At 57.4% G+C, this 14,544-nt stretch carries 13 protein-coding genes; 11 read left to right on the plus strand and 2 right to left on the minus strand.

Annotated features, from left to right (window positions below; all coding sequences use genetic code 11):
• Positions 1-29: 29 nt before the first annotated feature.
• The gene (gene nhaA / locus AC1RBR_RS09615; RefSeq protein ID WP_492564025.1) at positions 30-1,244 is read right to left on the minus strand and encodes a Na+/H+ antiporter NhaA; all 1,215 of its coding nucleotides are present in this window, start codon (positions 1,242-1,244) and stop codon (positions 30-32) included.
• A 718-nt stretch (positions 1,245-1,962) separates the two neighbouring features.
• Between nhaA and AC1RBR_RS09620 the strand changes: the two genes are divergently transcribed.
• The 11 genes from AC1RBR_RS09620 (at position 1,963) to AC1RBR_RS09670 (ending at position 13,121) form a co-directional block, all read left to right on the plus strand.
• The gene (locus AC1RBR_RS09620) at positions 1,963-2,340 is read left to right on the plus strand and encodes a c-type cytochrome (protein ID WP_492564026.1); all 378 of its coding nucleotides are present in this window, start codon (positions 1,963-1,965) and stop codon (positions 2,338-2,340) included.
• Positions 2,341-2,431: 91 nt separating this feature from the next.
• The gene (locus tag AC1RBR_RS09625) at positions 2,432-3,610 is read left to right on the plus strand and encodes a 4-hydroxybenzoate 3-monooxygenase (RefSeq protein WP_443532229.1); all 1,179 of its coding nucleotides are present in this window, start codon (positions 2,432-2,434) and stop codon (positions 3,608-3,610) included.
• A gap of 46 nt (positions 3,611-3,656) precedes the next feature.
• On the plus strand, positions 3,657-4,382 hold the full coding sequence (locus AC1RBR_RS09630) for a glutamine amidotransferase (protein ID WP_492564029.1): 726 nt from the start codon (positions 3,657-3,659) through the stop codon (positions 4,380-4,382).
• Positions 4,383-4,462: 80 nt separating this feature from the next.
• Positions 4,463-5,086 carry a LysE family translocator gene (locus AC1RBR_RS09635; protein WP_492564031.1) on the plus strand — a complete coding sequence of 208 codons (624 nt, stop codon included), beginning with the start codon at positions 4,463-4,465 and terminating at the stop codon, positions 5,084-5,086.
• 24 nt (positions 5,087-5,110) lie between these two features.
• Entirely contained in the window at positions 5,111-5,950 is an 840-nt protein-coding gene (gene murI, locus AC1RBR_RS09640; protein WP_492564032.1) for a glutamate racemase, read from the plus strand.
• Positions 5,951-6,056: 106 nt separating this feature from the next.
• A complete protein-coding gene (locus AC1RBR_RS09645) occupies positions 6,057-6,668 on the plus strand; it encodes a glutathione S-transferase family protein (RefSeq protein WP_492564034.1) in 612 nt (203 codons plus the stop codon).
• 189 nt (positions 6,669-6,857) lie between these two features.
• A complete protein-coding gene (locus tag AC1RBR_RS09650) occupies positions 6,858-8,381 on the plus strand; it encodes an anthranilate synthase component I family protein (RefSeq protein ID WP_492564036.1) in 1,524 nt (507 codons plus the stop codon).
• Entirely contained in the window at positions 8,362-8,967 is a 606-nt protein-coding gene (locus AC1RBR_RS09655; protein ID WP_443532235.1) for an anthranilate synthase component II, read from the plus strand. The genes AC1RBR_RS09650 and AC1RBR_RS09655 overlap by 20 nt, the downstream gene beginning before the upstream one ends.
• Before the next feature lie 107 nt (positions 8,968-9,074).
• Positions 9,075-9,575 carry a sigma-70 family RNA polymerase sigma factor gene (locus AC1RBR_RS09660; protein ID WP_003223490.1) on the plus strand — a complete coding sequence of 167 codons (501 nt, stop codon included), beginning with the start codon at positions 9,075-9,077 and terminating at the stop codon, positions 9,573-9,575.
• Between the two features lie 40 nt (positions 9,576-9,615).
• Positions 9,616-10,599: a FecR family protein gene (locus AC1RBR_RS09665; RefSeq protein WP_492564038.1), complete on the plus strand. Its 984-nt coding sequence runs from the start codon at positions 9,616-9,618 to the stop codon at positions 10,597-10,599.
• A gap of 98 nt (positions 10,600-10,697) precedes the next feature.
• A complete protein-coding gene (locus AC1RBR_RS09670) occupies positions 10,698-13,121 on the plus strand; it encodes a TonB-dependent siderophore receptor (protein ID WP_492564040.1) in 2,424 nt (807 codons plus the stop codon).
• Between the two features lie 117 nt (positions 13,122-13,238).
• On the opposite strand, the gene AC1RBR_RS09675 is transcribed toward AC1RBR_RS09670, so the two are convergent.
• Positions 13,239-14,390, minus strand: a complete 1,152-nt coding sequence (locus tag AC1RBR_RS09675) for an MFS transporter (RefSeq protein ID WP_443532237.1) — start codon at positions 14,388-14,390, stop codon at positions 13,239-13,241.
• Positions 14,391-14,544: the final 154 nt, after the last annotated feature.

The following is a 14,544-nucleotide window of genomic DNA, read 5'->3' on the forward strand; positions in this document are numbered from 1 at the left end:
TGGTTTTCTGTCTCGACCCGATCTGGCGGTCAGCTCGAAGCCTTCGCCTTACCCGCATTCATCAGCACGACCACCGCCAGCAGCGCGGACAGGATCGAACCCAGCAACACGCCGACCTTCACCGAATCGACCAGATGCGGCGCGCCCGGGAACGCCAGCGCGCCGATGAACAGGCTCATGGTGAAGCCGATCCCGCAGAGCAGGGCGACGCCGTACAGTTGCAGCCAGCTCGCGCCTTGCGGCAGTTGCGCCAGGCCGCTGCGAATCGCCAGGGCGCCGAGGCCGAGGATGCCGATCTGCTTGCCGAACAACAGCCCCAGCGCCACGCCCAGTGGCACCGGCTCAAGCAGATTACTTGGGGAAATACCGGCCAGCGATACACCGGCGTTGGCGAAGCCGAAAATCGGCACCACAGCGAATGCCACCCACGGGTGCATTTTTTCTTCGAGGTAGAGCAGCGGCGAGTTGTGCTCGTCTTCGGGATTTCCCAGCGGAATGCACAGGGCCAGAATCACCCCGGCGAGGGTTGCGTGGATCCCCGATTGCAGCATGAAGAACCACAGGAAGGCGCCGGCGATCAGGTATGGCCAAAGCTTTCTGACACCGCAGCGGTTGAGGATCACCAGCAGTGCAATCACTGCCAACGAGGCCAGCAGCATGCTCACCGACAGGCCGCTGGTGTAGAAAATCGCGATGATCACCACTGCGCCCAGGTCATCGAGGATGGCCAGCGCCGAGAGGAAGATTTTCAGCGACACGGGCACCCGTTTGCCCAGCAGCGACAGCACGCCCAGGGCGAAAGCAATGTCGGTGGCGGCGGGGATCGCCCAACCGCTCAGGGTCTGCGGATTACCCCAGTTGATCGCAACGTAGATCAAGGCCGGGACCAGCATCCCGCCCAGCGCGGCGAAGCCCGGCAGCGCGCGCTGACCCCAGGTCGACAACTGACCGGCGAGCATTTCGCGCTTGATCTCCAGGCCCACCAGCATGAAGAAGATCGCCATCAGGCCATCATTCACCCAATGCTCGATCGACAGACCGGCGATCTTGATGTGCAAGGTCGAGAAATACGTGGCCGCCCAAGGCGAGTTGGCGACCAGCAGCGCGGCCAGGGCAGCGGCCATCAGAATCAGGCCACCGGCGGATTCGGCAGCGAAAAAACGCGAGAGAAAGGCCAAGGCAGAAGGCGACTCCTGGCGGGCAGGGGCAGGGGCAGTCTGCAGGCGTGACGGATCGTGGCTCATAGGCACAGCAACTCCGCGCGGCGGCCCGACCTGCGCTGAATTAAACCTGCCCTGCCGCGTTGTTGCGGTGGCACCCGGGCGGCATTTTACACAATAGCTGAAGCAAAGGCGTGGTTTCGCTGACGAGTGCGCCTCGTCGCGCAGTCCTGGAGGAAAATGAGCTTTTGATGTTTTGATCGACGTGGCTGTGTCAATTTAATTTTTGAATATTGACATATTCAGAAACAAGTGTGAATGTATTGCCCATGAGTAAGGATAGTACTCAGTGGACTAAAAAATATATACGCTCAAGGGATTGGCATGTTTCATATCGAAGCTATAAATACGTCCTTTTCTCCCTTCGCCTTGTTTTCAGGGCATCTCGTGAATTATACGTTCGCGCTAGGTTTTATTTCTGCGGCCGAGGTCATTACCTGAACGGTATTGCCTGGTCTCTCGTCTGTTTGCCAATCTTTCGATATAAAAATATCTACGTCATGACTCTATTGGTCCTGCGCGTAGCTGTACGCCATCCATTCCGTTTTTGAAGTTGACATAGAGTTTTACAGACCAGAATAAAACCATACCGATGTGTCGCGGCGCTGTGTGCGCTGTTAAAAAATATAATCCGGAATTTCTGAGCGCACGGCGCGTTCAGTTATGGAGAGAATCGATTATTGTGAAAGCTCAGGGGCAATCCTGGACTCAGATCCGATTTATACGAAAAGGCCGTATGGACATGAAAAAAACATTCACCGCATTGCTCGGGTTCTTATCACTGTTGCAAGCGTCATTATCCTGTGCGGACAATGTTAACGGGAAAAACCTTTATCTACAGCGATGTGCCGTGTGTCACGGAGCCGATATCAAGGGAACCGGGCCGCTGGCGAATAAAAGCAGTCCTCCAACGCCAGACCTTACAACATCTGTCTTCAAGAAACGCCTGAGTGATTATCCGGGCGTTATTGTTTCCTCGGTGATACTTCGCCCCAGTGGGAACCTGATTCCAAGGACACTGCGAGAGAACGCTGTAAAAATACCGCCACATGTCTGGACTATTAATGATTTGCGCGACCTGCATCAATACATGAGTGGTGTAATTGCGAAAGCACGATAATTTTTAGATAAGTCGGCGCAGCGCTGACGAGAGGCTCGATACGGCCAATCACTGAAACTGTTAAAACCTTATAACTCAGAGGGACAAACCCATGCGGACAAAGGTTGCAATTATTGGAGCGGGCCCGGCCGGGCTGATGTTGGGGCAGCTCCTTTCACTTATGAATATCAGTAACGTGATTGTTGAGAGTCGCTCAAGAAGTTACGTGGAAGGGCGCAGTCGCGCCGGTCAGATCACCCCGGCCACGGTCCGGATACTGACTGAAAGCGGTGTCGGTTCGAGAATCCATACCGAGGGAATGGTTCATTCCGCGCTACAGTTCCATTATGACGGCGCGACACGCGAGTTGGACTTTCAGGCACTTACCGGGAACACGGTAACCATTTATGGACAACAGGAAATTATCAAGGACCTGATTGCTGCGCGCTTGAAAACAGATCATCCGCTTCTGTTCGACGCAGTCGATGTTCAGATTCACGATACCAATGGCAGCGCGCCTTCAGTTTCTTTCCGGCACGACAATAATCATCAGACTCTGGAATGTGATTTTATCGTTGGCTGCGATGGTTTTCATGGTATTTGTCGTCCGCATATAGCTGACGATCTGACTTTCTTTTCCCACACCTATCCTTTTACCTGGCTGGCGGTGCTCGCTGAAATGTCACCCATTTCGCGGGATGTGATTTTTTCCAGCCACGACACCGGTCTTGCGTTATTCACCATGCGCTCCCCAAGCGTCTCAAGAATCTATTTGCAGTGTTCACCGGATGCAGATCTGAATGAATGGCCAGCGTCGCGCATCTGGGATCTTTTACAGTCACGGATAGAAGGCAGACCCGAGAAAGTAAACGGCGGCGCGATTATCGAAAAAAGTATCGTGCAACTGAGAAGCTTCGTAGCTGAAAAAATGCAAAAAGGCAGGTTGTTTCTGGCAGGCGATGCTGCACACATTGTGCCGCCTTCCGCAGCCAAGGGACTTAACCTTGCGGTTTCCGATGCCAATATTCTTGCGCAGGCCTTTAAACGATTTTACGCCAGTGACAAAGAAGATCTCTTGCTTTCTTATTCCGATATCGCCTTGAAGCAGGTGTGGAAGGATGTGCAGTTTTCGCACTGGATGGCCATGTTGTTGCATCGGTTTGATGACAACTCCGGTTTCCATAGACGACTTCAAATGTCTGAACTCGATCGAATTCTGGGGCCCGGCCCGGCGGCACGGAATTTCGCAGAACTATGGGTCGGCGATCCTCCCTACGTCGCGTCGATCTGAACCAGTCCTGGATTAAGTTGATCGTCTGAAATTATGGAGTTGTGCTATGGATCAAACACGGAAGATCCTGATTATCCTGCATCAGGAGCATTCAACCCCTGGTCGGGTCGGGGGGCTGCTGTGCCAACAGGGTTTCGAGCTTGATATCCGTCGGCCGCGATTTGGTGATCCTCTCCCCCAGAACATGTCCGAGCACGAAGGTGTAGTGGTTTTCGGTGGACCGATGAGTGCCAACGACAGCGACCGTTATATCCGTGATGAAATCGATTGGTTGGCCAAACCGTTGCAGGAGGGCAAGCCGTTTTTGGGGCTGTGCCTGGGTGCTCAAATGCTCACTCGTCACTTGGGGGCACGCGTCTATCGACTCGATGACGGAGGAACCGAAGCCGGTTATTACCCAATCACTCCACTGGCGGCCGCTCACCAGATTACGGCTGACGCCTGTGCTCCCTTTCCGGACCATGTCTATCAATGGCATAGCGAGGGCTTTGATTTACCCCACGGCGCGACGCAACTTGCCGAGGGCTCGACCTTTCCGGTTCAAGCTTATCGATATTGCGGTAACGCTTACGCTTTGCAATTTCACCCCGAAGTGACTTACGAGACGATCGATCGCTGGGCAACGCTGGGCACCGAGCGGCTCAGGGCGCCAGGTACGAAGCCGGCTTCGGAACATCTTGCTGGCTGGCGCCAGCACGATTCCGCAGTGGCGACGTGGATCAAGGCGTTTCTCCCAAAATGGATAGATTCACGTGCTCAAACCTCCGAGTGATTGCATATCCATATCTCATGTATAACTTCATTCAGAGCTAAAACTCTGGTATTTGGCACCCATCCGAGAATCAGCGCAGTATGGACTTTCAACTTTGGATATTGTTTTGCGTCGTGTTTCTTTCAGCGGCGATCCTTCCGGGGCCTAATGTTGCGTTTTCTATGGCGCAAGCATTGGAACATGGATTTAAAGAATCTTTTCCGGGTGCAATTGGTTTCGGCCTGGCGAGCGGAGGGCACGCTGTCATTGTCCTTTCCGGTCTCGGTATTCTCGTGAAGGAAAACCCCGATATTCTCTTCTGGTTGAAATGGGTGGGTGTTGTATACCTGCTCTATCTCGCGCTGAAAGCATTACGCTCGCATTCTCAGGTAGCGGTTGCAACATCAAGTAAACGCACACCTCTGCAAATGTTTACCGGGGCGGTCATTGTCTCCTTTACTAATCCCAAGGGTATATTGACGAACATAATACTTTTTCCGACCTTCATAAATAAGGCGTTACCCTATATTCCGCAATGCATCGCCCTGGTAGCAACGGCGATATTCATTTCCACATCGGTGTACGCCATGTATATGCTCATGGCTCGTCATGCCGCGAAAATTTTTCGAACCAGACGTCAAATGAGTGTAGTAACGGGGCTTTTATATATCGGGGTCGCTACTGCGATAGCAACTACAATCCAAGTGAATGTGGCCGCTGGTTAATCCCAGGATTTAAGTGAGGTTCGGATGATTGGCGTTTTTGATTTCGGTAGCGGCGGTTTAACAGTGATGCGTGCGTTTGAATCCGTTTTGCCAAATGAGCACTTCGTCTATTTGGGTGACCATGGCAACGCGCCTTATGGCAGTGATGCGACCGACTCTATCCACGATCTGACACAAGCGGCCCTGGCTCGACTTTTCAGCCATGGCTGCACGCTGGTAGTCATCGCCTGCAACACTGCGGTAGCCATCAGTCTGCGAAAATTACAACAGGGATGGCTTTCAGAGGCGTTTCCTGGTCGCAGGGTGATCGGCGTTATTGCACCTATTGCTGAAGCACTGTCCCGGCCTTTCCCGGTTACAACTTTCTCTGAGCATGCTCTATTCCAGCAGCCTGTGGAAAACGTGGCCATTTTCGCGACCCGGCATACGGTTGAATCAAATGCCTTTGCTATGGAAATAAATAAAAGAAATCCTGATATAAAAGTTTCTCAGCAGGCATGCCATGGTCTTGCCTTGCTCATTGAACAGGACGCGCCCGAGAGTGTGTTGCACAACGAGATTGCTAAAAATGTCGATGCTCTGCTCAGCGTAACTGCGAGAGTGCCGGATGTTTGCATACTGGGATGCACGCATTATCCGATCGTCGAACATATTTGGCGAATGGTATTGCCCGACTCAGTGCGGATACTGTCGCAGTCAAATGCCTGCGCACTGAGTCTGGTAGATTATCTTGAAAAAAATCCGCAATTCTCTAATGTCGGTGTACAAGGCAATCAGTTCTTTACCACCGGAGAAGTGCAAGCGGTGTCAGAACGTGCATCTTTGTTTTATCGGTCCAGAGTGCAGTTCTCGAAGCTTGATTAGTAGTAGTTTCGTATCAGTCACGCTTGTGTGAGTTTCGCTCTTTGTTCAGTTGTGACACAGAGTGGATGTTAGTTAAAACGGACGTTCAAGACTTTAGGAGAAAGTAATGAAACTGGTAGGCATGATGGGGTCCCCCTATGTTAGGCGTGTGGCAATTTCGTTACGCTTGATGGATCTGCAACACGAACATCGACAGATCTCGGTGTTTCGCGATACTGAAGAGTTTCGGAGCATCAACCCGGTTGTGAAGGCACCGACCCTGATTTGCGATAACGGCGAAATGATCATGGATTCGTCGATGATTCTTGATTATCTGGAGTCGCTGGTCGAGCCGGAACTCAGTTTGATGCCAAGAGACCCGAAAGAGCATCAGAAGGTGCTTTCGCTCATTGGACTTGGGCTCGCGGTCTGTGAAAAAGCCGTCCAGCTCGAGTATGAGCACAACAAACCTGTGGAATATCACTACGTGCCTTGGCTGACGCGTATCACCGAGCAATTGCACGCCGCGTTGGCACTTCTGGAGGACGCGGCAGGCGGCGCTGATCCCTGGCTTGCAACGGCGCAGTTGTCTCAAGCCGATGTCACAGTCGCCGCGGCCTGGCGTTTCACGCAATTCAGGGTTGCTCACCTTGTTGATGTCCAGACCTACACCAGGCTCGCCGGTTATTCCGAGCGAATCGAACGGCTACCTGCGTTTGCCACTACACCACTGAAATAAGCGCTGTGCCTGCCCTCCAGCGCAGTGAGGGCAGGTTTGATTCGGATAAATCCCGGAGCAGTTTGTCGTTGAAGGACAAAGCCCTTCAAACGCGGCAACCCGAAACCCTCTCGTTCGAAATGGCAGGTCTGAGCGCAGCGCTCTGGCGCACTCGGCCGTCTGTTACCGCGTGATTCACAGGAGATGAACATGTTGAGTCTGGAAGAGTTTTTTGCCTACGGCGAAGCGGGGTATACCCATGTTCCGCTTTGGCAGAGCCTGCCGTTGCCGCCAGGGGTCGAAGCAATCTCGTTGTATCAGGCATTGGCCAATTGTGGGCAGGATTACCTGTTCGAAACAGGGCACTGGAAAGAGGGAGTGTTCGAGCAAACGTACTCAGCGATTGGTCTGCCTTGCAGTCAGCGTGTCGAACTTGATGAGGGCATCTTGCGCGTTTACCGCGACGGCCAGATGTCAGCCACCATTGACTGCGAAGATCCGTTGGCAGAGTTGGCCAGACTGCAAAACGACTTTCGCATTCCGAACTGTCCTGGCCTGCCTTTTTTCAGCGGCGGGTTTTTCGGCTATTTCGGATTCGAAACCACCCGGCTGATCGAGCCTCGCCTACGCCGGATGCCACGCAAACCCTCCGGTTTTCAGCTTCCTGACGTATTGCAGTTGATCAGCACTGAACTGGTCGTACTGGATCACCGTGAGCGTCTGGCCTATTGCATCGTGCATGAAAGCCCGAAGACGCTGGGGGATTACCAGTGCGGGCAGGATCGGCTTACCCGACTGGTTGCGCATTTGCGTCCGCTGCTTGTCGCGCCTGCGCCCCGCAGCCATGTGGTTGAAGTGACAACCCCGGCGTTCGTGTCGGCCTTTGCCCAGCCAGCCTTTGTTCAGGCAGTGGGCCGCATCAAGGACTACATCGCGGCAGGGGATGTGATGCAGGTCGTTTTATCCCAACGCATGAGTCTGCCTTTCGAAGAAGACGCCCTGGCCTTGTACCGCGCCCTGGCTGATCTGGGGCACACACCCTACCGTTATTTATTGAATCTGGGTGATTGCCAGGTGGTCGGTGCATCGCCGGAAATGTTGTTTCGCCAGGACGAGCAAACGGTGACGACCCGGCCGATGGCGGGCACACGCCGTCGAGGCAACGTGGCGGCCGAAGACAGTCGACTCAAGGAAGAACTGCTCGCCGATCCGAAGGAAATTGCCGAGCACATGATGCTTGTCGATCTGTCGAGAAATGATCTCGGTCGGTTGGCGAGCACCGGTAGTGTGCAGGTGAGCCAATTGCTGAATGTGGAATATTTTTCCCATGTGATGCACATCGTCTCAACCGTTACCGGCCATGTGCCGGACAACGTCAGCGGTCTGCAACTGCTCAAGAGCATTTTTCCCGCAGGCACGTTGAGCGGGGCGTCGAAGGTGCGTGCGCTTGAGATCATTGCCGAGCTGGAGCCGCACTCGCGCGGAGTGTATGGCGGTGCCATCGGCTATCTGGACTGGAACGGTCGGGCCGACCTCGCGATCGCCATTCGAACCGCATTGTTGCAAGACGCCCGTCTCTACGTTCAGGCAGGCGCGGGCGTGGTACAGGACTCGGTAGCAGAGCGCGAGTGGCAGGAAACCATAGAGAAAAGCCAGTTGATTCGTGTTGCAGCCGGCCGCTGTCAAACGCTCGCACAACGCCAGGAGGTAGCGTATGCACTTAATGATCGATAACTACGATTCGTTTACCTACAACATCGTGCAATACCTGGGCATTCTCGGGGCGGATATCCAGGTGCGGCGCAATGACGACATCACACTGGCAGAAATGGATTCACTGGCGCCGGAGTCGTTGATTATCTCTCCCGGGCCGTGTTCGCCGGCAGAAGCGGGAATTTCCCTTGCGGCAATCAATCATTTCGCCGGTCGTTTGCCCATATTGGGTATCTGCCTCGGTCACCAGTGTATAACCGCCGCGTTCGGCGGGGAGGTGCGCAGGGCCCGCGAGGTGCTGCATGGAAAAGTCTCGCGTATCAGTCATGACAGACGTGACCTGTTCGAAGGCCTGCCTGACGAATTGCAGGTCGCCCGGTATCACTCGTTGGTGGCCGGCGTCTTGCCCAGCCAATTGGTTGCCACGGCACATGCGCTGGACGAGTACGGCAGGCCGGGGGAGATCATGGCGCTGCGCCACCGGGAGCTGTCGATTTATGGGGTGCAATTTCATCCTGAGTCACTGATGACCCAACAAGGCCTGGCAATGTTGGCCAATTACCTGCAACTGGTTGAGCGAGAACGCCTCACCAACACCGCGGCTTGACCGTCTACACCGTGGGGCCGTTACCCTTTCGGACGAGGTGGCAAGGAATGAATTGCCGGCCTTAATAGGAAGCATTACTATTCACGCCCTTTCCACAGCACGCCGTTATGAACCCCATGCTGCCCCGCAGACCCGGCTTTTTCGAGCATTACGAAGAGTTGATCGGCACCTGGACCCGGCGCCTGCGCAATCGCGCGCAGGCCGAGGATCTGGCGCACGACACCTTTGTGCGGGTGCTCGAATCCGATTCGGCAGCGGTGCAGCAGCCACGGGCGTATCTGCACCAGACCGCACGCAATATTGCGGTCGACGGTTATCGGCGTGAGGACCGGCGGGAAGCCATGGAGTCGCAGGCGATCGATCACAGTGTGTCGTCCACTGGCGACCCGGAGCATTACATGCAGGCGATCCAGCTGGCCGACTCCATCGAACGGGCGCTGCAGGAACTGCCGCTCAACTGCCGGAAGATTTTCGTCTGGCAGAAGATCGAAGGCCTGACCCAGGCGGAAATCGCTGAACGTCTGGGGCTGTCGAGGAACATGGTCGAAAAGTATATGATCCGCACCCTGCGCCACTTGCGCGATCGCCTCGACGGCATGCAGTCATGAGCGGCCGCCGCTTTTCATCCCCAGCCCGACAGGACATTCCATGATGGATACCCGTGATTGCGCGTGCGGGCAAACAACGGTGCGCGATGAAGCGGCACGCTGGTTTGTGCGTTTGCAGGAACCGCTGATCAGCGCCGACGAACAGCAGCGCTTCGACGTCTGGCTGAATCAGCATCCGCAACACCGTGACGAATTCCAGTTGCTGCAAGGCCTGTGGACAGCGGCCGATCTGCTGCCGGCGCCACGCCTCAAGGCCCTGGTCGAAGCCCCGCCAACTCGCCGCGAACGTCGCCCGCTGCTGCGCTATGCGGTGGCGGCCAGTGTGCTGGCGGTGGCGCTCGGCCTCGGTTTGTTCAGTGGTCTGAATCACCCGGACGGCTATAGCGCCGAGTTCGCGACGGCGTTGGGTGAGCGCAAACATGTGGCGCTGCCGGACGGATCGGTGATCGACCTGAACAGCCGCAGCCGTCTGCAGGTGCGTTTTGAGAAGGATCGGCGGCTGATCGAATTGAGCGAAGGCGAGGCGCTGTTCAGCGTTCAGCACGACACCGCGCGCCCGTTCGTGGTCGAGGCCGGCAGCGGCAAGGTCACGGTCACCGGTACCCGTTTCGACGTGCGCCGCGATGTCACGCAAACCCGGGTCGCGGTGGAGCAGGGCACGGTCAAGGTGCAGGGGCGCAATGCTCCGGACGACCAATTCATCAACCTGACCGCAGGCCTTGGCACCCATGTCGATGCCGAAGGCAAAGTCGCTGCCGCCTACGCGGTCAACCCCGCTGAACTGACGGCGTGGCGCGGCGGCAAACTGGTGTTCAACAACGCCAGCCTCGGCGAAGTGGCGGCGGAGGTTTCGCGTTATCGCGACAAGCCGCTGACGGTCAGCAACCCGACCGTGGCCAGTCTGCGCCTGACCAGCGTGTTCAAATCCGACAATACCGACGCCTTGCTCAAGGCCCTGCCAGACATCCTGCCGGTGGCCGTTCGCACCTTGGCCGATGGCAGTCAGGAAATAATTTCAAAATAAAATTCAGGTTTTTTTCGAGTTCATCGTCTTCCTGTTCAACTGCAACTGGTTTGCATTAACAGACGCACACTCTTGCGCTCCACAGGACTCCGTTCGACGTGAAAAACACCTCAGCCAACAACAAAAAATCCCCTTGGTTGCCGCTGGCCCTCGCGCTGGCTGTCAATGCGGCGATGCCGCTGGCCTATGCCGTCGAGGCCATTCACATCCGCGCCCAGCCGCTGGGCCAGGCTCTGAGCGAACTGGCCCAGCAAACTTCGCTGCAAGTGTTTTTCAGCCCGGATCTGGTCGCTGGCAAACAGGCGCCGGCGGTTGACGGCAATCTTTCCCCCGAGCAGGCGTTGCGCCAATTGCTTCAGGGCAGCGGCCTCGACTATCAGATCAACGAAGGCTCGGTGACTCTGGCGCCAGTCGCAACCGCCGCCAGCAATGGCCCGCTGGAACTGGGCGTGACCGACATCAAAGTGGTCGGCGACTGGCTCGGTGACGCTGACGCCGCCGTGGTGCAGAACCACCCGGGCGCACGCACGGTGATCCGTCGCGAAGCCATGGTCGAGCAGGGCGCGATGAACGTCAGTGATGTGCTCAAGCGTGTGCCCGGCGTGCAGGTGCAGGACTCCAACGGCACCGGCGGCAGCGACATTGCGCTGAACGTCGGCGTGCGTGGCCTGACTTCGCGCCTGTCGCCACGCTCCACCGTGCTGATCGACGGCGTGCCGGCCGCGTTCGCACCGTACGGCCAGCCGCAACTGTCGATGGCGCCGATCTCCTCGGGCAACCTCGACAGCATCGACGTGGTACGCGGCGCCGGTTCCGTGCGTTACGGCCCGCAAAACGTCGGCGGGGTGATCAACTTCGTCACCCGCGCCATCCCGGAAAAAGCCACCGGGGAAATCGGCACTACCCTGGAAACCACCCGTTACGGCGGCTGGAAGCACATCGATACGGCGTTTCTCGGCGGCACTGCCGATAACGGCATGGGCGTGGCGCTGTTGTATTCCGGGGTCAACGGCAACGGTTACCGCGAGCGCAACAACGATAACGACATCGACGACGTGCTGCTCAAGACCCACTGGGCGCCGACCGATCAGGACGACTTCAGCCTCAACTTCCATTACTACGACGCCAGCGCCGACATGCCCGGCGGCCTGACGCAGAAGCAGTACGACGACAAACCGTATGATTCGGTGCGCGATTACGACAACTTCAGCGGTCGGCGCAAAGACGTGTCGTTCAAGTGGATTCGGCAGATCGACGAGCGCACTCAGGCAGAAATCCTCACCTACTACACCGACAGCTTTCGCGGCAGCACCATCGCCGCCCGCGATCAGAAAACCCTCAGCTCGTACCCGCGTTCCTACTACACCCTCGGTGTCGAGCCGCGGGTGTCGCGGGTGTTTGACGTCGGCCCGACCACCCAGGAAGTCAGCGTTGGTTATCGCTACCTGAAAGAGGCGATGCACGAGCAGTCGAGCCGTCTGGCGCTGGTCAACAATCAGCCGGTGGTCACGCCGACGTCCGACGGCCATGTGTTCCAGGACCGCACCGGCGGCACCGAAGCCAACTCGGTGTACGTCGACAACAAGATCGACGTCGGCAATTGGACCATCACCCCGGGCATTCGCTTCGAACACATCAGCACTGACTGGCATGACCGCGCCGTGCTCGACACCGCAGGCAAACGCGTGCCGGAGAAAAACCGCAGCATCGAAAGCAACGAACCGCTGCCAGCGCTGAGCGTGATGTATCACCTGTCGGACGCGTGGAAACTGTTCGCCAACTACGAAACCTCGTTCGGCAGCCTGCAGTATTTCCAGCTCGGCCAGGGCGGCTCGGGTGACCAGACCGCCAACGGCCTGGAGCCGGAAAAGGCCAAGACCTACGAGATCGGTACGCGCTACAACAATGACGTGTGGGGCGGGGAAGTGACGCTGTTCTACATCGACTTCGATGACGAACTGCAATACATCAGCAACGATGTCGGCTGGACCAACCTCGGCGCGACCAAGCACCAGGGCATCGAAGCGTCGGTGCACTACGACATGGCAGCGCTCGATCCGCGTCTCGACGGCCTGACCGCCAACGCCGGTTTCACCTACACCCGTGCGACTTACGAAGGCGAGATTCCGGGCTTCAAGGGGCGTGATCTGCCGTTCTATTCGCGGCAGGTGGCGACCGTGGGCTTGCGCTACGACGTCAATCGCTGGACCTACAACATCGACGGTTTTGCCCAGTCGAAACAGCGCTCGCCGGGCACCGGGGTCAACGCCGATGGCAGCTTCAACGGCAACTACATCACCGAAGGCACGGCCGACGGGCAGTACGGCGACATCCCGGGTTACGTGACCTGGAACGTGCGCGGCGGGTATGACTTCGGGCCGCAGGTGTCGAACCTGAAGCTCGGCGCCGGGGTGAAAAACGTCTTCGACAAGCAGTACTTCACCCGGTCCAGCGACAACAATTCGGGGATGTATGTGGGCGCGCCAAGGACGTTCTTTGTGCAGGCCAGCGTCGGTTTCTGATAACGCCTGATCCTGTGGCGAGGGAGCTTGCTCCCGCTGGACTGCGCAGCAGGCCCGATTTTTTGGGGTCGCTTCGCAACCCGGCGGGAGCAAGCTCCCTCGCCACAATGATGCTGTTCAGACCTTGAGGACTTTGCCGCCAATCGCCACCGCCACCAACAGCAGCGCCATCAACCCGAACGCAAAACTCAAACTGCTGGCATGCGCGACAAAGCCGATCACCGCCGGCCCCGCCAGAATCCCTGCGTAACCCAGCGTGGTGATTGCCGGCACCGCGATGCTTTCCGGCATCACGGTCTGCTTGCCCACCGCCGTGTACAGCACCGGCACGATGTTCGAGCAGCCGGCGCCGACCAGCGCATAACCGAGCAGCGCGGCTTCCCAGCTCGGGGCGAAGGTCGCCAGAAACAGACCTGCCGCTGCCAATAACCCGCCGAACAGAATGATCCGCGTGGCCCCGACACTGCGCACGATCCTGTCACCCAGCAGGCGTCCCGCCGTCATGGTCAGGGCAAATGCGGCGTAACCCAAACCCGCGTACGCCGTGTCGATCCCGCGTTCCTGGGCGAGGAACACCGCGCTCCAGTCGAGCGCCGCGCCTTCGGTGAGGAACACGATGAAACACATCCCGCCGATGAACAGCACGATGCCGTGGGGAATGGCGAACGCCGGTCCGGAACTTTCGCTGCCGTACGGCAGCATGTGCGGCACCGCTTTGAACAGCGCACCGATCAACACCGCCACCACCACCAGCATCGCCGCCAGCGGCGTCAGCCCGAGGCCGAGCAGGGCGCTGACACCGGCTGCGCCGACAATCCCGCCGAGGCTGAACAGGCCATGAAAGCCCGACATCATATTTTTGCCGCTGGCCCGTTCGACGATCACCGCTTGCAGGTTGACGGTCGAGTCCACCGTGCCCAACCCGGCACCGAACATGAACAGCGTGGCGATCAGCGCCGGTATCGACGACACCGTCGCCAGCAACGGCAGTGCCGCGCAAATCAGCAGGGTGCCGCCGGTGGCGACTTTGCGGCAGCCGAAGCGCGTGGCGAGAATCCCCGCCAAGGGCATCGCCAGAATCGAGCCGACCCCCAGGCACAGCAGCAGAAGGCCCAACGTACCCTCATCGAGTCCGGCGCGGGCCTTGGCGTACGGCACCAGTGGCGCCCACGCGGCAATACCCAGGCCGGCGATGAAAAAAGCGATGCGCGTCGACATCTGTTGCAGGCGTCCGGGGACGAAGGTGTCTTGGGGGTTGAGGCTGGTCATATCGGTCCTTGGCAAAAAACGTCGCGTCCCCGAATGACAGTGATAGCGCGTCGAGGTTCGATCGCAGGTCACGGGGGGAGTGCAGCCGACATCCTAACCTGTAGGGATGAGTCTGCTCGCGATAGTGGTGTGTCAGCCAAAAAATATAGTGAAT

The organism is Pseudomonas sp. GW823-FHT01D03 (genome assembly GCF_058798255.1).

Coding starts and splice junctions, on each gene's coding strand:
- nhaA (WP_492564025.1), bottom strand. CDS start 1,244: ATGAGCCACGATCCGTCACGCCTGCAGACTGCCCCTGCCCCTGCCCGC.
- AC1RBR_RS09620 (WP_492564026.1), top strand. CDS start 1,963: ATGAAAAAAACATTCACCGCATTGCTCGGGTTCTTATCACTGTTGCAA.
- AC1RBR_RS09625 (WP_443532229.1), top strand. CDS start 2,432: ATGCGGACAAAGGTTGCAATTATTGGAGCGGGCCCGGCCGGGCTGATG.
- AC1RBR_RS09630 (WP_492564029.1), top strand. CDS start 3,657: ATGGATCAAACACGGAAGATCCTGATTATCCTGCATCAGGAGCATTCA.
- AC1RBR_RS09635 (WP_492564031.1), top strand. CDS start 4,463: ATGGACTTTCAACTTTGGATATTGTTTTGCGTCGTGTTTCTTTCAGCG.
- murI (WP_492564032.1), top strand. CDS start 5,111: ATGATTGGCGTTTTTGATTTCGGTAGCGGCGGTTTAACAGTGATGCGT.
- AC1RBR_RS09645 (WP_492564034.1), top strand. CDS start 6,057: ATGAAACTGGTAGGCATGATGGGGTCCCCCTATGTTAGGCGTGTGGCA.
- AC1RBR_RS09650 (WP_492564036.1), top strand. CDS start 6,858: ATGTTGAGTCTGGAAGAGTTTTTTGCCTACGGCGAAGCGGGGTATACC.
- AC1RBR_RS09655 (WP_443532235.1), top strand. CDS start 8,362: ATGCACTTAATGATCGATAACTACGATTCGTTTACCTACAACATCGTG.
- AC1RBR_RS09660 (WP_003223490.1), top strand. CDS start 9,075: ATGAACCCCATGCTGCCCCGCAGACCCGGCTTTTTCGAGCATTACGAA.
- AC1RBR_RS09665 (WP_492564038.1), top strand. CDS start 9,616: ATGATGGATACCCGTGATTGCGCGTGCGGGCAAACAACGGTGCGCGAT.
- AC1RBR_RS09675 (WP_443532237.1), bottom strand. CDS start 14,390: ATGACCAGCCTCAACCCCCAAGACACCTTCGTCCCCGGACGCCTGCAA.